The sequence below is a fragment of the Corynebacterium sp. TAE3-ERU2 genome (assembly GCF_019209955.1).
Taxonomy (GTDB): domain Bacteria; phylum Actinomycetota; class Actinomycetes; order Mycobacteriales; family Mycobacteriaceae; genus Corynebacterium; species Corynebacterium megadyptis.
The window spans coordinates 211,059-231,918 of the sequence record NZ_JAHUTL010000002.1 but is presented as its reverse complement, the minus strand read 5'-3'; the positions used below and the strand labels follow the sequence as shown (position 1 = coordinate 231,918).

Below are 20,860 nucleotides of genomic sequence, written 5' to 3'. Positions count from 1 at the left end.
AGATTTTTACCTCAAAGATTGAAGGTTGCCTAGGCTTGGTCGACGGTGCTTCTGCAGAAGCATGATGGAGGGAAAAGATTCACGATGAGCAGCTCCGAAGAGCGCTTGGACTATGGAGTTTTTATGCGCATCGTGGCCCCAATCCGTCGCCGTTTGCTGTTCGCTTCGGTCTTGCAGGCGTTGTCCTCGTTCAGTGCTGTGGCGGGAATGCTCTGCACCGCAGCAGTGGCTGGATGGCTGGTCATTGACCTCGGAACTGGCGCCCTTCCGTGGCCGCTGTTGATAGGCGCCATTCTCGGATTCCTTGGCCAAGCGATCTTTTTGGGCGCGGCGACTACGGTGAGCCACCTGGCCGATACTTTTCTCCAGCGCGAGCTGCGCGGGGATATCGCCGATTATCTGCAACGCCAGCCCATGGACGAGTTCGCTGAAAAAGACTCAGCGGCAGTGAAACGAATGCTCACAGATGATGTTGGGGCCCTACACAACGTCGTTGCGCATGCTCTTATCGACGCCGTCGCCTCGATTCTCACACCAGTATTCGCCCTGATCGCCCTGGCGGTTCTTTCCCCACAGGCGGGACTTCTTGCCTGTGTTCCAGCTCTGATCGGGGCCGGTATTCAGCTCCATCACGGGCGCACTGCGATGGCGAAGATGGACGAGTATTTCGCACATGTGTCCGCCCTCGACAGTGCAAGTGTCGCTGCCGTGGAAGGTGTCGCTGTCTCGAAAGTCTTTTTCACCGTTGACGATGAGACGGCGTCTGCCGATCAATTCCGAAAGGCCGCGACGCGCTATAGCCGTTTCGTCCACGCATGGGCGATGGATGTGGGACGCAAAATGACGGCAGCGGAGATCCTCCTGAGCCCCGTGCCTGCTTTTGTGATCGCCATTGGAGCTGGGCTGCTCTTCGACGTCGGCACTGAAACGATCGTTTATGCCGCCTTGCTCGCGCCGATGGTGGGAGCTCCCATCTTGCCGCTGGCCTATGCCGCACAACACATCAGCGCCGGGCTAGCCGCAGCGCAACGCTTAGACGCGGCGCTGGGACAACGCGCAACGGACAGCCCCCGCGATGAGACTCACGGCGTAGCTAGCCAGTGGCCGGAAGACTGGGAGTCCATCGAACTGCGCGAGGTGAGTTGTTCGCGGCAGGGACATCGCGTCCTCAACGGAGTAAGTGGGGTCATCCATCGCGGGGAAAGCGTGGCCCTCGTTGGCCCGTCAGGAGGCGGAAAATCAACACTCGCCCAGGTCCTCGCGGGGCTGTATTCCATCGATGAGGGCGACATCATCATCCATGCGCCCTCGGGAGCGGTGAGCATGACGCACCTACCGCTGGGAGCAATCGGTACGCATGTCGCCTTCGTGGGTCAACACCCAGGAATTTTGCAGGCGAGCATCGCAGACAACGTCACCATGGGGCGCGACGCAGTCAGCGCCCGCATCGATTCCTGTCTGCAGCAGGCGCAACTCGATGAGCGGGTACACGCCCTGCCGGAGGGCACGGACACCATTCTTGGCCGGGAAGCCTCTTTCAGCGGCGGCGAACGGCAAAGGCTCACCCTTGCCCGCGCTCTCTACCAGCGAAATCCCGTGCTCATCCTCGATGAACCTACCGCTGCAGTTGATGTGCTCGGCGAGCGACGCATCGATCAGGGGTTGGAAGAACACCACCAACAAGGAGTCACCATTATCAGGATTGACCACCGACTCACCTTTGCCACACAGGCGCAACAGGTGTGGGTGATGGACCGCGGCAGCATCGTCGAACACGGTAGTCCGGCGGACTTACGCGCCCAGCGCGACTCGGTATTCAGCCAGCTGTGTGCGGGGGTTGTAGGTCCGCGATGAGTACTCACAGCACACATTCGAGTGCCGCAGGACGATCCACATTTCGCGGGCTGGTGCTCTCTCTTAACGCTCGTGATCGCCGCCGCGTCGGGATAGCGATCGGCGTGGTAGCCGCTGCCAGCCTGCTAGAGGTCGCGGCAATAGTCATGGCCACCGTGGCACTGACCGAGGACGCTCCGCTGTGGCCGGCGTTTCTGCTCGCCGCAGCGTGGGTGATCGTCTCCAGCATGGGCGTCATGGCGAGTAGGGGCGCAGGATATTCCTTGGCCGAAGGACTCTTAGAGCGGGTGCGCCGCACTCTCATCTCGCTTCCTTATGGCTGGTTCCGTACGGACCGCAGGGGCGATCTCGCGACCCTGACCACGGGGGACGTGATGCAGGCCATGTCGATCCCAGCGCATCTCCTCCCGCGTCTCATTCCAGCGGTGATCGTGCCGTGTTCCTTGGCAGTGCTGCTGACATCTCGTGATCTCCTCCTGGGAGGGATCCTCTGGGTGCTCCTGCTTTTCTGTTGGGGCGCGGCAGTATGGGGGCGCGCTATGGTGGCCGCCAGCGACGGTCGCTTGCATGAAGCCCAAGAACTAGCCGCTAGCGCGGTGATTGAGTTTGCTCGGCTGCAACCGACTCTGCGCCTGGCTTCCGCCCAAAGCTTCGGCCGGCAGCGCATCGATACCGCACTCGATCGCGTTCGCGACGACACCGCACGCATGATCCGCTTGGTCCTGCCAGGCGTGACTGTATTCGCCTTCATGGTGCAGCTCACCATTGCGCTGAGCCTGGTGGTGGCGGTGGTGCACGGAGTACACAGCGGGCACAGCGGTATAGCAATTGTGCTAAATATTCTGCTGCTGTTGAGGTGTATCGAACCTCTACGCGGTGTTGCTGAACTCGCAGCAGCGCTGCGCATGGCCCGGAATGCAGTGCAGCGGTTGCTGGATTTCTTCGCTACCCCACAACTACAGCAGGACCCTGAGCGTGCTGCTCAGCCACCCAAGATCAACCCCGAGACGGGAAAGCCCGCGGCGTTCTCGCTGGAACACGCGAGCATGCAGTATCCGAACTCCACCTCTGGGGTCGATGACCTCTCCTTGGACTTCGACGGGCCGGGTCTGGTCGCGGTTGTCGGCGCTTCCGGATCTGGGAAAACCACCCTGCTCTCCCTGCTGGCACGCTTCGGGGATGTTGATTCCGGAACAGTGCACCTCATGGGGCGGGATGTACGCGGAATGAGCGTCGAGGATATTTCCGCCCACGTCAGCGTGGTTTTTCAGGACACCTACCTGCTCAATACCAGTATTCGTGACAACATTGCCCTTGCTCGACCCAGCGCTAGCGCTGCAGAGATCGAGCACGTTATGGACATCTGCGGGGTAGAGGACCTCGCGCGGCATCTTGAGGATGGCGTCGACACCGTCGTGGGCGAAGGCGGCGAGCGACTCTCGGGTGGAGAAAGGCAGCGTGTGGCCATCGCCCGCGCCCTACTCAAACAAGCACCCGTGGTGTTGCTTGATGAGGTCACCTCCGCGCTCGATGCCTTCCAGCAGCGAATCATCATGCAGGCCATCGAGCAGCTGCGGCAAGACTCCACCGTTGTGATGGCGGCACACCGGTTGAGCACAGTCGTGTCAGCCGACTGCATCGTCGTCATGGATTCTGGACGCATCGTCGATGCCGGCACCTACAGCGAACTGCTGTCGCGCTGTTCCACATTCCAAGCGATGCACTCGTCTTCTGCGGAGCGGGGAGGGGATAGCCGGTCATGACCAGCATGGATACAGTCTCCCCTGATCTCACAGACGGGCGCGTCCACGCGTTGAAAGTGCACCATGTCTACCGAGAGCAGGCCGCCTACGACTCGATATCCCGAGCGCTGCGGAATGTCGATCACGCTCGTGTACCGGCGCACCTCACACCGATTCTGCGCCGCTGGGAAAGCATTACCTCGAACCCCGACGCCCAGCAGAAACGGTGGAGGGAATTGCTTGCTCAGGACACTGCTGACGTGCCCCAGTCATGTTCGTGGGCCGAAGTCGGCGTGCGTGGCGAGGAGCTACTGTCCGAAGCTGGGTGGGACGAGAGCACCATCGACAATCAAAAGAATCTTGACGAATTTTTCTCCACCTGTGATGCCGATCTCGAGTCGCTCATTGTGGGAGAAAACACCGTGCGACAGATACTTTTCGACAACGATGCACTCAGTGCCGCATCGGCGATGTATCAGAACAACCCGATCAGTAGTGCCATCAATACCACCGTGGCGACCGAGCTCGCTGCCCGCGCAGCGTGCTGCCCATCTAGGCTCGCCGTGGCAGAGATAGGCGCGGGTACAGGCGCACTCACTGACCCGGTTCTTGATGCTCTCCGGAACACACACGTGGACTACACCTTTAGCGATGTCTCGCGGTGGTTTCTGCATCGTGCCAAGCTGCGCTATGCAGGACGTCCCGGTATGAACTTTGGCATCGTCGATATCAATGCTGCCCCTAGTGAGGCTTTGGATTCTCTCCATCCAGGCTCGGGGTTCGATGTAATCGCCTGTGGAAACGTTGCCCATAACGCACTGAGCCCTGTGCAACTGCTCTCGGAGCTGTCCGCACAACTGCGGCCGAAAGGCAGCATTTATCTCATCGAGACAGGTACAGAACATCTTCCCCTGCAGATTTCGATGAGGTTTCTGATGGCGCCAGATCCGAATGGACCGCGCCAAGAATTTCAGGATGCCCGCGGAAGCAGCGGACGCATTTTTCTCAACCGTGAGGAATGGGTAGAAGCAGCCACTGCAGCGGGTCTCACAGTAAAAAGCCGATACCCAGAAAAACACCACCCCCTGGAATGGCTGGACCAATTCAGCCTAGAGCTCATCAAGGAGGATTCAGTCTCGTGACTCGGGCTAACCCCGCTATCGCCGTCGTATCTATGACGTGCAGGTACCCCGGTGCCGACACCCCAGCGCAACTCCTTGGCCTCCAAGTAGACGGTGAGTTCGGCTATGGTCGCCGCACACCGTCGCATGACGCAGGTGCTTCAGCACTACATCGCCATCCGCATTTTGTTCCCGTCGTTGGCGATCTCAGTCACATGGACGCATTCGATATTGAGGCACTCGGATTGAGTGAGAGCGCCGCGCAGTCCACTGACCCGCAAATGCTGCTGGCGATGGAATTGGTTGGCGAAGCGCTTGATCTTGCCGGTTTTACAGGGGAAGACGAGTGGGGAGTTACCGGTGTTTTTTCTTCCTGCGCTGAATCGGTCTATCTCCACGACAACCTTTCTGATGATTTCGATCCGAGGGGCGGCACGGATCCTGTCCGCAGCCTCGATCTGCACTCCCGCAACGTTGCGGATTATCTGCCTCTACGCATTGCGTACCGGTACAACCTCACCGGTCCAACGATGAGTATCGGCGCAACGTGTGCATCGTCTTTGGTGGCTGTTCATCAAGCCTTCAATAGCTTGCACGTGCATGAGTGCGATACCGCCATCGTCGTTGGCGTGAGCCTGAAAGACGTGGGGGCGCATCTGGGCGGCTATGTCGCTGTTCCTGATGGGCCATACTCGCCGTCTGGCTTTACCCACTCCTATGGCAGTGATGCCGATGGAACCGTGTTCACCCAGGGCGCGGGCGTTATCGTATTGCGGCGAACGACAGACGCGCTGCGTGCGAACCAGCCCGTGCTGGGAATGATCGCAGGCTCTGCTGTATCTAATGATGGTAGGTATGGCCGAGCCAGTTTTAGCGCCCCATCAGTAGAAGGGCACGTCGCCGCCATTGAAGAAGCTTTGGCGGTCTCCGGCCTTGAAACACAAGATATTGGGCTGTTGCACGGTCACGGCACAGCTACGGTGTTAGGCGACGACGTAGAGATTGCGGCCTTTTCCCAAGCATACGGGCAACGTCACGACGATGACCTCCCTCTATGTTCGATCAAAGCCCAGATTGGGCACACTGATAGTGCAGCGGGCATCGCTAGCCTCATTGCTTCGATTCAAGCCGCGGCTACTGGTATTCAGCCGCCTGCGCACACCGCGCATTCGCCGCACCCATCGCTTGCGCGCACACAGCATCTTAAGCTCCTTTCTTCCCCGCGTACGTGGGATGCAGCGCAACGGTGGGCAGGAGTAAGTGCACTGGGCATCGGGGGCGTGAACTGCCACGTTATCGCCGGATATGATGAGCGCTACACATCGGTGCAAAGCACTGAGACGGAGCGGGACAATGTTTCTCTGAACCCGCAGGATGATCCTCTATTTTTGCTCAGTTCGCATTCCGCAGACAGTGTGCGCGACATGGCGCGACGCGTTGGAGTCACTCTCGCTGCGCATCCTGATCGCAGCCATCAACTCGCCGGGATGCTGGCCGTGCATCGACAGCAGCGACGCTATCGGGCGGTCTATTCCCTTTCCCAGCTGCGGGCACGTGCATCCGATACACACGACGATGACATCGCCGAGCCCACCGTTGTGGATAGTGGGAATAACCCCGCCCTACTGTGGGTATTCCCCGGTGCTGGTGTGCCACTGCGGGGAGCTGCAGCGGGACTGCACCGTGCCGAGCTAGGACATGACGGTGAGCAAGAATTCTGGGCTCACCTGCATGACTTGTGCCAGCGCTTTCATGAAAAAACCGGCACAGATTGTCTCGCATTTTTGACCGAAGACGTTGCTGCCGAGCAGGCCCAGCATGAGCCTGTTGCGCCCCTTCTCCTCTTGTCTTCTCTCTACGCCTACAGCGTCTCGCTTGCCCGTGCCGCACAGGCGGAAGGGATCATGCCGGATGTGATGCTTGGTCATAGTGCCGGCGAGTATGCTGCGGCAACGATCGCAGGCACGCTCTCGGTTGATGACGCCGTCTCTCTGGTGTGCGCCCGGGCACAAGCGATGGAGAACGCACCAGAAGGAGAGATGCTCAGCGTGGGGCTGGGCGCGACGGCCCTCGAGGAACTCTGTCGTGACTCCGCCACCGATGCTTCTGTCCGCGCAGCGTTTGAGGCCTGCGATATCGCTGCAATCAATGCGCCCAATGCCGTGGTGCTGAGTGGGCCGCGTCGGGACATCGCTGTGCTTCGACACGCTGTGGAAGAAGCGGGCGCAACGACCCGAAATGTCGGTATTGCGGCAGCCAGCCATTCCCGGCTCATCGAAGGGGAAATGGCGGCGTTTCGCGAGGTAGCCACCACTGTCGGATCACCCACTGGGCAAGGAACCATGGTGAGTTGTCTCGACACGCAGGTTCACGGTGCTGGGGAGAAGATTGACCCCGAGTATTGGGTGCAGCATTTGCGCCAGCCGGTGCGTTTCGATGCGGCGGTGGACACAGCCATCGACGCCCTCGAGCGCCAAGGATATGACGGTGTGCTCGCCTGCCATATCGGGCCCGGTTTGGGGCTTGCGAAAATGGTCGCTCGGAGGCGCATCTGCAAGGCGAGTCTCAGTCTTGCCCCAGCACAGCAGAACCCAGGTATGACTCCACACCAGCTGGTGCGCGGTTATGTGTGGGCGGCCGGCCGTGACTCTGCAGCCTCCGAACTCGTCACAGATGAGGGCTTTGCTCCCCACTTAGTGGCAGAGATGGGGTTTTCTTATCGACGCACCCCGACGGTGAAACCTAGCCACAGCAGCACCCAGATCAGTCGCCGATCGCGCACGGTTCAGGCCCACATCCCCAAGTACTGCTTGGTCGATACGCCCGAGGCTGGGGACACCGAACGCTCGTATGTGTTCGCTTATTGGCCCCCTGAGGCTCGCCACCAGGCTGCCACACTCGATCCGAGTGTGCAGTGGGTGGACTGTGGCGCACAGGACCACGCATCGTGGGCCGACCTCGATGGTGTGGTGTTCTTCCCAACGCTGCTGTCCACGCAGAACACTGCGCACGCACTCGATCGGGTGCGATCGGAGCTCATGGCCTATGTTGAGCTGCACAATCTATGGAGCCAGCCGTCAGAGTCTCAGCAGGGTGGGCCAGCGCTGCTCGTTGTCTCGCACGCGAGCGCCGCGGTCACTTCCGCAGATAGCCCCGAAGCCCATCGCGCCGCCACGATAGCGGCCGCTCGAGTATTCGCTCAGGAGCATGGCGGGATCGCTTGGGCCACCGTGGATCTCGAGGAACCGCTGGGAACCCAGGCACACCCACATCTTCTCGCGAGGATGCTCAACCGCAGCGCGGGCGGTGGATTCCACTATGCGCAGCGCGGTGGTGTGCTGCTCCAACGAAGCTGGGTTAGTGCCGAAGATAATCCAGCGTTGGATACTGTGCTGCACAAGGACACGCACACCGACGGCGCTGCAACACCGGCCCCGGCGCTGCAAGTATTAGTGCTTGGTGGCACAGGCCGTGTCGGTAGCAACGTGTGTTTGCACCTAGTTGGCCACGGCCACGAGGTAACGGTGTGCTCGCGTACGGCGCCGGCCGCACAGGGGCATCAAGCCCGGCTAGCTGCGGCGATCGCTGCGGGGGAGCTGCGGTGGGAAGCCGTAGATGTCACCGATGAATCCAGGGTGCAGGAGATATTGGCCCACGAAGATTACGACGTGTGCATTTTCGCTCCGGCGGAGATTGATCTGCTCACCTTTGAAGAGATGGATGAGGACGGGCTTAGCCGCGTCATGTCGGCCAAGATTGCAGGTCTGGAGTGTCTGGCCACAGCCATTCAGGACAGCGGCAGTAGCCCACGTGTCCTCGTGATGTCCTCCGCAGCAGTAACTATCGGTGGTTTCGGGCTCGGTGGATATGTTGCCGCCAGTGCCTTCATTGATGCCTGTGCTACCGCCCGAGGATGGACGGTGATCGACTTCGATCGTTTCCGGCTGGGAAGTGAAGAGGAAAACACCGCCGCCTCGGAAGTATCTTTGCGTCACGCTATCGATATCGATGATGCCTTGAATGTCATTGACAAGGTTGTGCGGGAAGAAAATACGTCTGACACCGGATTACACTTCGCGCTATCTGCCGGTGAGCTCAACGCTCGCTCCCGTACGTTGGTCACCCGTCGATCGACCACGCCAGCGTGCATGGAGCAGCAAGAAGAAGCTGCATTATGGACAACTCAGCAACGCGCAGTAGCAGAAGTGTGGGCGGAGGTTCTAGGTGCACGTGACCTCAATCTAGACACCGATTTCTTCGCCGCGGGTGGGCACTCGCTCCTCGCGACCCGAGTGCTCTCTTTGTTGCAACAGCGGCACGGAATCCACGCCCGGCTGCGCGATCTTCTCGATTATCCAACGGTACGGACCTTCGCAGATCACCTCGACCACGGAGAGCATAGCGTCGATAAGCGCGAAGCTCATGCTCCGGAACCTGCCCCCACGGAAGCTGTGGCTTCTACCCTCGGCACTGTTCATAAACCATTTCCCTTGACCCGTATTCAGCACGCTTACTGGGTGGGCCGAGGCGATGGCTATGAACTTGGTGGGGTGGCGTGCCAGTTCTACCTCGAGTACCGTGCGCAGGATCTCGATATCGCTCGGTATCAGGCGGCATGGGATGCCACAGTGGCACACCATCCCATGCTTCGCGCTGTCATCGTGGAAAGCGGAGAGCAGTGCATTCGTGATCGTCGAGCTCCCACGATCGACGTGCATGATGCACGAGCCACCTCGGCTGAGACGCAGCGCAGGCTCGTGGAACGCACCCGAGAGCGCGTGTCGCGCCGGGTGTCTGATCCCTCCGTGGACTTCCCAGTGTTGGTGGAAATTGTGCGCACCGATGCCGGCGATCATGTAATGATCGCGGTCGATGTGCTCATGGTTGATTCCGCATCATGGCTCATCGTCGACTCCTGTGTGCAGCACTACTACGAGCACCCCGAGGTAGCTCTGGAGCCGCTGCCTTTGACATTTGAGGACATTCAGCGTTTCCACGCCAGCCAACCGGGGGAGACGGCACAGCGTCGGCGAGCCCGCGACTATTGGGACTCTCAGCTCGACGGATTCCCTGACGCACCTGCTATTGCGCGCCATCCCGCTCATGGTGCGCCTCGCTTCACACGATTGAGCGGCCGTGTCCAGGGCCAAGCCCTAGCAGAGCTGCGTCAGCGTGCTCAGCAAGCGAGAGTGTCGCTCACTAGCCTGCTACTCAGCGCTTATACCTACGTGCTTCACGATTATGCAGGGCAAGAAGATATTGCTGTCTCGGTGACCCATTTTGATCGCCGGAGTGCGCTTCCTGCCGAATGGGCAGAGCAGGTCGACTCGGTGGTCGGGGAATTCTCCTCCATGCTGCTCCTGCGCAGTCACGTTGATGCTGGAGAAGCGTTGCAGGACGATCGACTGAGGGCGACCAACCGAGAACTTTTTGATGCCTTGGATCATCGCGCAATGTCCGGAGTGGAAGTGCTTCATGCGTTGTCTCGTGCGCGGGGACACGTCGTCAGCGTTCCGGTGGTATTCACCAGCATGGTCGACTTCGAACAAGACCATGACCACAGTTGGCTGGGCGAGTATGTCACCGGTATCTCCCAAACTCCGCAGGTGTGGCTGGATCACCAGGCATTCTTCCATCGCGGTGAGCTTGTACTGCAATGGGATGTTGCTGACGTCGTGGATATCGATGAAGCAGAAACCTTCTTCGAGAAATATCTTCGGATCCTCGGCGGCACCACCGACATCACAGCGCAGCAAGCTCAGGACGGCCAGCAGCACAATCAGGACCGGCTCGAATCCTCCTCGTCCAAGGACACCGCGGCGGATGAGCAGACATCCTCGGTTGCGGAGGAGGAACAGCTCAGCGGCGATGCCACTGACCTTGTAGAGGTCGTGCGTCAGGCTTGGGCCGATCTTGTTGGCGTGCCGGCTGAGACCATTCAACGAGACTCCACCCTCCTGGATATCGGGGGAGACTCACTTTTGGCCGTTCGTATCGCGAACACGCTGAAATCCCAGTTGGGGTGCACCCTTCCGGCGCCCCTGATGAGGGCGGATGTCACCGTCAATGAGGTCGTGGACAAGCTCGCACAGCTACTCGCACCGTCCCCGGCAGAGAACCCAGAGGGCCAAGCCAGCATCGAGCTCAAGCGTGCCGATCCTCAGCAGCGCTTCCCGCTGATGTCGCTCCAACAGGCATATTTTGTGGGCCAGACGCAGGCGCTCGACGTGTCATATCCGACCGCGCACGTCTATACCGACGTTCCGCTGTGGAATATGCAGATCACCGACCCAGCGGAGGTGACGAGAATCCTGCGTTCTGCTTGCCGCCGTGTGGCTGTGGCGCACCCAATGCTGCGCGTGAGCATTGACGAAGACTCACTCCAATATTTCCGGCCAGCGTCGGCAGACGTTATCGATTCATGCGTGGACGTGCGTGTTGTCGATATGCGTGGGCTGACTGCGCCGGAAGAACTCGAGGCAGCCCTGCAGCAGCACCGCCACACTATGACTCACCAAGGGCCGAATCCAGTAAATGGTGGAGTTACCGCGATAGTCGGGGCACTACTTCTGCCTGGCGGTCATGGTCGCTTCTTCGTCTCCTCCAGCCTCCTCGTGCTCGATGGCTGGTCTGCGTCACTATTTGACCGTGCACTCCTGAAGGCACTGTGTAGTGAAGAGCCGCTCCCTGAACTCGACATCACTTTCGCGGATTACGCGCTTTCTGTGCAGGAGTATGAACAAGATGCCGTGGATACGGACCGGCAATGGTGGAGCGAACGGCTTCCTACTCTTCCTGCGCCTCCAGTGCTTAACCCCGCAGATGGTTCTGCCACTGTGACTAACAGCGCTGGTTCGATGCTCATGCTAGAACGCAGGATTTCTGCAGAGACGTGGTCACGCATCTGTCAACGGGCACGTAAAGAAGGTGTTACTGCTACCACGGCAGCAATGACGGCTTTCGCGCTTGCTTTAGCAGAGCGCACTCACCGTGGTGCGATGCTGCTTAATACGCTGCAGCACAATCGACATGGCATACACCCAGATGTGATGGACCTGATGGGTCCCTTCTCGCGCACAGCTCTAGTGTCGCTCGAACTTGGGAGGAACGATTCCTCTGATGCGCAGCCGACGATACGAGAAGTGGCACGGTCGATTGCTGCTCAATCTGGTGAGTGCTTGTCCCACAACCTCGTAAGCGCAGTGGACATCAGCCGAATGCTGCTGAAGAACATGGGTCGAGCGCGATCTGTGGCGCCGATTGTATTCCAGTCCACACTCGGAATGGACGCAGCGTTGGGCGGTGACTTGAGTACCAATGCTGGCCCTTTGGGAACGATAGATATCTCGGAGTACTTCCAGCAGGTTCGCACGCCTCAGGTGGAGCTTGAACTGCGTTGTTTCGAGCTCTACGGGGAATGTGTGTTGTCCATGGCCGCTCTTCCGGAGCGGTTTGGGGATGCGCCATCGTTGATCCTCGATCGAGTACATGAGCTCTTATTGGAACTGGGCAGCGAATCCGCATGGGATAAAACTGTCGAGATTCCTCAAGAGCGCATGGCTCTGAGCGATTATCTCACGGTAGGGGAGAATGAGAATTCTCATAACTCACCGCAGAAACACGTCCGGGAGATCCCCGCTGAGCTAGAGAAGTGCATTGAAAAGCTGTGGAACGAGCTCGTTCCTATTGCAAGCGAAGAACACTTCTTTAGGGCCGGAGGCGATTCCTTACTGGCCGTGCAACTTATACAAAGGTTGTGTTCCACCGAGCTGGAGTGCGTGGACAGCCACCAGCTATCAATGGCAGAAGTAGCCCCAGAGTTTTTTGCGCACCCCACTCGGGAAGGACTGGCGCAGGCATATATATCTGCCGCTGCGCAGGGGGAAGAAGGAATCTCCGACGCCGATGAAAGCGCCGCGGATTCGCACACTGTGTCTGCAGAGCCGGCTCGGCTAAAAGAGGTTGATATCGCGAGTGTGGTTCGAGACTGTTGTCTGCATCTCACCCGAGGCGAGGGAAGGCCCATCTTTTTCATTCATCCCTCTGGAGGCGACGCATTGTGCTATCTAGAATTAGCGAGGCGCCTAGAGACGGATCGTCCATGCGTGGCGATTATGGATCCGCAGATTGCCGGACATGACGTTCTCGGGGCGAGTATCGCCGAGATGGTTGAGCTTTACTATAGTTTGATCAAAGAAATATCACCGGATGGTCCCTACACGATTGGCGGTTGGTCAATGGGAGGAACATTGGCTCACGAAATCGCGTGTGCTCTTCGCAAGCAAGGGGATTCGGTCGATCTTGTGTGGATGGTGGATTCTAATTCTCCAGAAAGAATTATCGATATTCTCAATCAAGGCGAAGCGCTGTCTCTGAGCGAAGAAGAGCGCCAGCAGTGTAGCGACAATCGCATGATGTTGCGGCAGCTGCGTTCTATCGAGGCCTATCTCGGCCTCGACGGTGATAGCGGCCCCGACGCCGATGTAGACACGTTGTGCGACAAACTCGAAGCACACGGTGTAGATGTGTCCCCGAAAGCGCTACAGGTGCGAAACGACATATTTTCTCGCCATATTCATGCGCTTTATGATCATCATGCGCACCTGCTGGACCAAGAAGTAGCTGTTCTTCTGGTGCGGGCGGATCAGCGCTCACCCCGAAATAGCGGGGAAGGCATGGGCGTCGACGACTGCACGGATGAGCACCTCGGGTGGGATTCCTGGATCGATGGCTCCTTCGAGGTACATGGCGTGCCCGCACACCACTATTCGATTCTTCGGCAACCACAGGTAGCCCGGGTGGCCACGCTGCTCTCGCAGGCCGTGCGAACCCACACCACGGGAACTCATACCACGGGACGATCGCGGTGCTCGCGCGCCGCCGCAGCTGAAGAAGGCGATAAGCCTCCCTGATGGGGTGCTGATCGTGCCTAGCACATTCCATCCCTCTCATCACCCATCCTTTCGCCCAAACGCGAAAGCCCATTCTCATAGGAGACTGACATGGCAATGAACCGCCGCCGATTCCTCTCTGTCACCGGCTTAAGCATCGCTGGTGCCGTACTCGCAGCCTGTGGCTCTAATAACAGCGACAGCAGCAGTGCACAGTCCTCGTCCTCCGGTGCCGCCGATTCCGCGGACGCGACCCTGACCTTCGCCGCCGTTGCTGCAGGCAGCCAGGCCTCCATCGACCCCCATGGCTCGCTGTTCTCCGAGTCCGATTGGTTCCGCCTCAGCTGCGTGTACGACCAGCTGCTGCTCAGCGATGACGGAAACCTGGTGCCGCGCTTGGCAACGAAGTGGACCCCGAACGAGGACTCCACCCGCTGGGTATTTGAGCTTCGCGAGGACGCCCAGTTCGCGGACGGCTCCCCGCTCACCGCGAAAGACGTGTTCTACAGCCTGAACCGTATCGACGAGATGAAGGAACAAAACGGTGTGCGCTTGGGCACCGTGGATATTCAGGCCTCGAGCATTGTCGATGATTACACCATCGAGCTGGCGACCTCCGTGCCGGATGCGGAGCTGCCGCGCATGCTGGCTGGTTTCATCCTCGTGGTCAAGGACGGAACGACCGAATTCGATTCGCCGATTGCTTCTGGCCCCTTCGTGCAGGATGCGCTAGAAGGCACCAATGCCGTCCTGAGCCCCAATGAGCACTGGTGGGGTAGCGATGTGCGGGCACAACGAGTGGAGATCAACGGCTTCAGCGATCCCCAGGCGATGGCAAACGCCGTGTCCACCGGCGCAGTCATGGTTGCCTCCTCGCTCGCCCCAGCAGCCGCGAAGTCTCTCGAGCAGCAGTCCGGCTACACCATCCGGCAGCGCCCCGGCTACGAGACCTATCCGCTGCTGCTCCGCGTTGATACCGCCCCCTTCGACAAGAAGGAAGTTCGAGACGCCATCAAGCTAGCGCTGGACCGGGAGAAGCTCGTCGAGCAGGTCTTCCTGGGCTATGGATCTGTGGGCTATGACATGATCAAGCAGAATGATCCCTCGGTGCCGAAGGATGTCACCCCCATCAAGCGCGATGTGGAGAAGGCCAAGAAGCTGCTGGCCGAGGCGGGACACCCGGATGGCCTCGATCTGACGCTGCACAGCACGCAGTCCTACCCCGGGATGATGACCACCGCTACCGTTGCCGCAGCGCAACTGGAAGAGGCGGGCATTCGCGTCACGATCGAAGAGCACGCCCCTGATACCTATTGGTCCACCGCGTACACGGTGGAGCCCTTCACTGTGGGCATGTACACCAACACTCCTTTTGCGGTGACCGTGCGCCAGACGGTGCTCTCCTCCTCTCCCTTCTCCGAGACGGGCTTCAAGGACCCGGAGTTCGACAAGGACTTCGCTGACGCTATGAGCATCCAGGATGAAAAGGAGCGGAACGAGGCCCTCGGCAAGCTGCACCACCGTATGGCAGAAGAAGGCGGCTGGGTCGTATGGGGCTTCGGCAGCGGCTTGGACTGCATGGCAGAGGGCGTCAGCGGCTGGCGGGATGGCTCTGCCCGCTACGCCCTCGACGGGGTCGAAACCGCCTAATTCCGCACCACGCTAATCAGCTAGTCAGCTAATCAGGAGCCGCGATGAAAAAAGCCCCACCCACCGCCGAGAGCAGGCCGCCGAAAGGTGCAGCGTTGCTGAGCCGTGTGCTGAGCAATGTGGGCTCTGCACTTGTGACCTTGCTGGTCGTTGTGAGCATCGTGTTCCTGATTACTGCGTGGCTTCCTGGAGACTTCGCCTCCCAGCTCGCTGGGGCGAACCAGGATGCCGCCGAGCGCCTGCGCACCCACTATGACCTCGACAAGCCGGTGCTGTACCGGCTGGCTAGCTGGTGGTGGAGCGCCCTGCAGCTCGATTTGGGAACGAGTTGGATCGGGGGCACCGATGTGTTCAGTACTGTCACCCATCGATTGGGGGCCTCATCTGCCATCGTGCTGCCCGCGTGGATCCTGGCCATGACCTTTGGCATCGGTGGGGCACTGATTCAGGCCGTGCTGCGCGGTCGCCCGAGCGCTTTTGTGCTCAGCGCCTTCGTCGCGGCCTGCGCTGCGATCCCAGAGGCCATTGTGGTCGTGCTGCTCGTCCTGCTTTTCGCGGTGAAGTGGCGGCTGCTACCGGCTGTGACCATGATCCCCCTCGGGGAATCGCCGTGGGGATCGCCCGAGCAGCTCGTGCTCCCGGTGCTCGGGCTGGCCATCCCCGTGGCCGCCTGGGTGGCGCGGATCTTGCGCGGCCCCGCAGAGGAGCTGCTCGCTTTGCCACTGTATGTTTCGGCCCAGCGTCGCGGCATGCCGTTGCTGCAGCGGCTTTGGCGGTGCGTGGCAATCCGGATGGCACCCGTGGTGCTGCACACTGCGGCGATTAGTGCCGTCGGCCTGCTGGGAGCTGGTGTGGTGGTGGAAGCGCTACTGAATTATCCCGGTGTGGGCGGGCTGCTCGCCAGCGCCCTCGGGGCACGCGACATGCCGGTGGTGCAGGGAATCGCCCTAGTGCTGTCCTGCATCGCAGTCGTGGTTTACACCAGTGCTGATGCGCTCAGCGTTGCCCTGGAGAGGCGGGTGAAGCGATGAGCCGGATACGAATGCGGCAGCAGCCACGCACCAGCGTGGGTGGCGCCGAGGCCCGCCGCGGCAGGCGGTGGCCAGGAACCCAGATAGCAGCTGTCGTAGTCAGCCTGCTGATGGCGCTGGTGTGCGCCCTGGTGCTCTACGGCCCAATGCGGGCCGGCGATACAGTGCACCCAGTGTCGTTTCCCTACGACCAAGAGGTGGGACTGCTGGGCGCCGATGCTTTGGGCCGTGACGTGGGACAACGCTTATTGGCAGGCGGCGCTCGTCTTTTGGTGGCGCTGCCGATTGGTGCTGTGACCACCCTCTGCATCACTGTGCTGTCTCTTCTTGCTGTGCAACGCCCGCGGTGGAGAAGGGTGGCCAACCGTCTGTCCACATCCCTGTTAGCGATCCCGGCAATGGTGGTGGTGCTTGCGGCGGCGAGTATCTTTCCGGCGTGGATCGCGGTGTCAGCGGCCATGTTGTTGCTCGGGGTGCCGCAGGGCATGCGCCAGCTCAGCGCGGCGGCGGCGCCGCTGACGAGCGCCGGCTTCATCGAGTCTGCGCGAGTACGAGGAGAAAGCACCGTCGCCATCGCGCTCCGGGAGATGGTGCCGGCGTTATTTCCCCTCATCGTCGCCGATGCCGCAGTGCGGTGTCTGGCCGCGATGCAGCTGATGGTGAGCGTTCATATCCTCGGGCTGGGGCCCACGGCCCCCACAGCGGATTGGGCGCTGATGATCCGAGAAAACCTCTCCGGGGTCATGCTGAATCCGGCGGCGGTTATCGCCCCGACCTGCGCTATCGTTGCGCTTTTGCTCGTCGTCGTCTTGTTTTTCGATGTGCTGGTCAATGCCGTCCAGCCGCCAACTCCGCGCTCCGCGCACGCCCCGCAGCGTCGCGGAACCAACACTGCAGCCACCGCGGCGCCAGAGCACGGGCCTGCGGCAGCACACCAGACCGCGCCCTCTGCGCGCATCGCGGTGGAGCAGCTGCGCATGGGGTATCCAGACTCCACGCCCATCGAGGTGCAGTCCCTGCGCGTCCAACCGGGCGAAATCCTAGGGATCAGCGGTGCTTCCGGCAGCGGAAAATCCACGCTGCTCTCGCTGCTCGCCGCCTGTCCCGCACCCGCCCTGCAGGTTACGGGCCAAGTGTGGCTGGGCGGTAGGCGCTTTCCCACTGATACGCACGCCAGCGCGCACAGCGATAGGTGGTGGCGACGCTGGCGCCGCGAGCATTGCGGCCTCGTCGAGCAAGACGCGGCCACCACCGTGGATACGGCTCGTTCCCAATGGTCGATTATTCGAGACGGCCGCCCCCGGCGCGCGATCGATAGGGAAGCGGTGCATGCGGTTGCCCGGAGCGTGCGCCTCGATCCAGAGAAGTTTGACTCCTTGGCGCGCATGTCCGGCGGGCAGTGCACTCGCTTGGCATTAGTGCGTGCCCTAGCCCATGCGCCAGAGATTCTCGTCTTGGACGAGCCCACTACTGGTCTTGACGCCGCCGCCATCGATGCGGTGGCGCGCGTGCTCGAGGATGCGGCAGCCCGCGGGGTCGCCATTGTTCTCAGCAGCCACGATGCCGACTTCCTGCGGCGAGTGTGCGATCAGGTTGTGGTGGTGGAAGAACAGGACACACGCACCATCATCAGGCCCTCAACCGTGGCTGAACTGCCCTGCGGAGACACCGCAGAGCAGGAAGAACACCCACCGCATGCGGGCAACGGTTCCGCTGAGGTGTCGCCGCGCCGGGATGCGGGGCAGGGCACTGTGTTCCAGGATCATGGTGGCCTGAGCGTGCAGGGCATGGAGGTGTACACGGCGAAGGGGGAGCTGCTTCTCCACGACGTCCACTTCCGCGTACCCGCCGGCAGCTTCACCGTGCTGAGCGGCCCGAGCGGCTGCGGGAAAACCACGCTCATCCGCTATATCTTGGGGCTTCTCGGACCCGACCCGATTCGCGGGGAGTGCGCCTATGCCGCCCAAGACGCCGCCCAGGCGCTGCATCCTATGTTTAGCCTGCGGCATCAGATTCGGCGCGCCGCGGTCTGCGGCGGGCACCCGCATCCGCAGGCATATGCAGACGAGTTGCTTGCCTCGGTGCGGCTGAGCGCGGTGGCGGATCACAAGCCAGCCGCGTGCTCGGGCGGGCAGCGCCAGCGCGCCAGCATTGCCCGTGCTCTCGCCGCCGGCCGGCCCATTCTGGTGGTCGATGAGCCCACCACCGGCCTCGATGCACAGCACGCCACGGAAGTCGTCGATCTGCTCGACCAGCTGGCGCAGCAGGGAACAACGGTGCTGGCCATCACCCACGACCCCACTGTGCTGCACCGCGCCGACCACGTGATCGACGTCAGTCGCTGGAGCGTGGATTCCTAGGCGCTGCAGATACACCCCGCGCAGCACGCTAAGACAGAGAAAAGCGTCGATAAGCGCGATGCTTATCGACGCCATCTCGGGGCGATTAAATCCCGCCGCGGGGAGTGTCCGTGTGGTCCTTCGCTACCTCGCCCTCAGCGTAGAGCGGCATGTCCGCATCGGCCCGGTAGAAGGGCGCGTTATTGGGGGCCAGCGGCTCGCGGCCAGCGATGAGATCGGAGGCCTTCTCCGCAATCATGATGGTCGGCGCATAGATATTGCCGTTGGTGATACCGGGCATCACCGAGGCATCCACCACATACAGCCCCTCGGTGCCGTGAACCTGCATGGTCTCCGGATCGACTACCGCCATCTCATCAGAGGCGGGCCCCAGCTTCGCGGTGCAGGAGGGGTGAAGCGCGGTCTCGCCGTCGTTGCGCACCCACTCCAAGATCTCCTCGTCGCTTTGGACGGAGGGGCCGGGAGAGATCTCGCCGTCGGTGTACTCGCGCATGGCCTCGGTGTCCAAGAGCTCGCGGGCGACGCGGATCGCTTCCACCCACTCGCGCTTATCTTGGTCCGTGCTCAGGTAGTTGAACAACATGCTGGGCTTGGCGTGCGGGTCATCGCTGGTGATGCGCACGTGGCCGCGGGCATCGGAATACATCGGGCCCACGTGGAACTGGAAGCCATGGGCGGCGCCGGAGGTGGTGCCGTCGTAGCGGATCGCCGCCGGAAGGAAGTGGAACATCAAGTTGGGATACTTTTCCCCCTCATTCGAGCGCGCGAAGCCACCCGCCTCAAAGTGGGAGGAGGAGACCGGGCCCTTCTTGGACACCAGCCACTGCGCCCCAATGAAGGGGCGCTTCCATATCTTCAGAGCCGGCATGATCGACACCGGCTTGGTCACGTTGTACTGCACATAGACCTCGAGGTGATCCTGCAGATTCTCGCCCACACCAGGCAGCGGGGCCACCACGTCGATGCCGTGCTCCTGGAGCAGCTCCGCCGGGCCGACACCCGAGAGCTGCAGCAGCTGCGGGGTATTGATCGCGCCACCACACAGAATCACCTTGTCCGCGTACACGCGCCGGGTATGGCCCTTCCACTCATATTCCACGCCCACGGCCTTGGTGCCCTCGAATAGAACGCGGCGGGTGAAGGCGCGGGTGCGCAGCTCGAGATTGTCTCGGTCGAGTGCGGGGTGCAGATAGGCGCGAGCCGCGGATTGACGAGTGCCGCCAACGATATTGCGGTCGAAGGGGGCGAAGCCCTCCTGGCGGTAGCCGTTGACGTCATTGGTCAGCTTATAGCCGGCTTCCTGCACAGAGCGGAAAAACGCCTGGAACAGCGGGGTCTGGGCGGGGCCGCGGGTGAGCTTCAGCGGGCCATTGTGGCCGCGGCGGGGATCGTCCTCATCCGCCGCGAGGGCAGTCTCCATGCGGTTGAAATAGGGCAGGCAGTGGGCATAATCCCAGTCCTGCATCCCCTCAGAATCCGCCCACTTTTCATAATCCATGGGGTTGCCGCGCTGAAAAATCATGCCGTTGATGGAGCTCGACCCACCAACCACCTTGCCGCGAGCGTGGTAGATGCGGCGGTTGTTCATCTCCGGCTCGGGGTCGGACTCGTACTGCCAGTCGTAGTGCTTGTTCCCGATGGGGAAGGAAAACGCGGCAGGCATATGCACATAGAGATCCCACAGCGAATCCATGCGGCCGGCCTCAAGCACCAGCACATCAGTATCGGCGTCCTCGCTGAGGCGGGCAGCAACCACGGAACCGGCGGAGCCACCGCCCACCACAATCACATCGCGTCGTTTCTCCTGCACGAATTCCACAGTGTCCTCGGCAAGTCCGAGACGCTTTTTCACACCATTCTTCAGGCTGTCGCTAAAACCCAAGATGAACAATCCTCCTCGTGACACAAATCCAACAAATGATCACAACCTACCGAACTCATGCTAATGACTTTCGTGGTCGCCTGGCTACCACAGGTTGCTCCGCAGCACGTCAGCGGCGCCCTACAACCCCCTACGCTGGAGTAATGAGCGTCGATAGGGCAGGCAGGAGGGGTGGCCGAACACCACGATGAGGGGGCTGAGGCGGTTGTTTTCTGGGGAAGTTTAATGCACCCTCGAAAGCACGTGGAAGGTTTTTTCATGTTTAACTCCCTTTCATAAGTACGTGTGTGGACAAACATATTTTTAAGGAAGTGAGAGCGTGAGCCTAG

8 protein-coding genes are annotated in these 20,860 nt (G+C 60.8%); 7 read left to right on the top strand and 1 reads right to left on the bottom strand.

The annotated features are described in order from the left end of the window. The first annotated feature begins 84 nt into the window (after positions 1 to 84). The 7 genes from KRX12_RS03920 (at position 85) to KRX12_RS03890 (ending at position 18,649) form a co-directional block, all read left to right on the top strand. Positions 85 to 1,854 (top strand): ABC transporter ATP-binding protein, encoded by a 1,770-nt coding sequence (locus KRX12_RS03920; protein WP_218365811.1) that lies wholly within the window; start codon positions 85 to 87, stop codon positions 1,852 to 1,854. Continuing rightward, positions 1,851 to 3,617: an ABC transporter ATP-binding protein gene (locus tag KRX12_RS03915; protein WP_218365810.1), complete on the top strand. Its 1,767-nt coding sequence runs from the start codon at positions 1,851 to 1,853 to the stop codon at positions 3,615 to 3,617. The genes KRX12_RS03920 and KRX12_RS03915 overlap by 4 nt, the downstream gene beginning before the upstream one ends. Further along, entirely contained in the window at positions 3,614 to 4,738 is a 1,125-nt protein-coding gene (locus tag KRX12_RS03910; protein WP_218365809.1) for a class I SAM-dependent methyltransferase, read from the top strand. The genes KRX12_RS03915 and KRX12_RS03910 overlap by 4 nt, the downstream gene beginning before the upstream one ends. Further along, the gene (locus KRX12_RS03905) at positions 4,687 to 13,629 is read left to right on the top strand and encodes a type I polyketide synthase (RefSeq protein ID WP_255550067.1); all 8,943 of its coding nucleotides are present in this window, start codon (positions 4,687 to 4,689) and stop codon (positions 13,627 to 13,629) included. Before KRX12_RS03910 ends, KRX12_RS03905 begins: the two co-directional genes overlap by 52 nt. A gap of 90 nt (positions 13,630 to 13,719) precedes the next feature. Beyond that, positions 13,720 to 15,258 carry an ABC transporter substrate-binding protein gene (locus KRX12_RS03900; RefSeq protein WP_218365807.1) on the top strand — a complete coding sequence of 513 codons (1,539 nt, stop codon included), beginning with the start codon at positions 13,720 to 13,722 and terminating at the stop codon, positions 15,256 to 15,258. Between the two features lie 44 nt (positions 15,259 to 15,302). Next, positions 15,303 to 16,289, top strand: a complete 987-nt coding sequence (locus tag KRX12_RS03895) for an ABC transporter permease (protein WP_218365806.1) — start codon at positions 15,303 to 15,305, stop codon at positions 16,287 to 16,289. Further along, positions 16,286 to 18,649 (top strand): ATP-binding cassette domain-containing protein, encoded by a 2,364-nt coding sequence (locus KRX12_RS03890; protein WP_218365805.1) that lies wholly within the window; start codon positions 16,286 to 16,288, stop codon positions 18,647 to 18,649. Before KRX12_RS03895 ends, KRX12_RS03890 begins: the two co-directional genes overlap by 4 nt. An 85-nt stretch (positions 18,650 to 18,734) precedes the next feature. On the opposite strand, the gene betA is transcribed toward KRX12_RS03890, so the two are convergent. Further along, entirely contained in the window at positions 18,735 to 20,501 is a 1,767-nt protein-coding gene (betA, locus tag KRX12_RS03885) for a choline dehydrogenase (RefSeq protein WP_218365918.1), read from the bottom strand. Between the last annotated feature and the right edge of the window lie 359 nt (positions 20,502 to 20,860).

What these genes read in the sequence shown, in the direction of transcription:
- KRX12_RS03915 (WP_218365810.1), top strand. Translation starts at nt 1,851, where the DNA reads ATGAGTACTCACAGCACACATTCGAGTGCCGCAGGACGATCCACATTT.
- KRX12_RS03890 (WP_218365805.1), top strand. Translation starts at nt 16,286, where the DNA reads ATGAGCCGGATACGAATGCGGCAGCAGCCACGCACCAGCGTGGGTGGC.
- KRX12_RS03895 (WP_218365806.1), top strand. Translation starts at nt 15,303, where the DNA reads ATGAAAAAAGCCCCACCCACCGCCGAGAGCAGGCCGCCGAAAGGTGCA.
- KRX12_RS03900 (WP_218365807.1), top strand. Translation starts at nt 13,720, where the DNA reads ATGGCAATGAACCGCCGCCGATTCCTCTCTGTCACCGGCTTAAGCATC.
- KRX12_RS03910 (WP_218365809.1), top strand. Translation starts at nt 3,614, where the DNA reads ATGACCAGCATGGATACAGTCTCCCCTGATCTCACAGACGGGCGCGTC.
- KRX12_RS03905 (WP_255550067.1), top strand. Translation starts at nt 4,687, where the DNA reads ATGGCTGGACCAATTCAGCCTAGAGCTCATCAAGGAGGATTCAGTCTC.
- KRX12_RS03920 (WP_218365811.1), top strand. Translation starts at nt 85, where the DNA reads ATGAGCAGCTCCGAAGAGCGCTTGGACTATGGAGTTTTTATGCGCATC.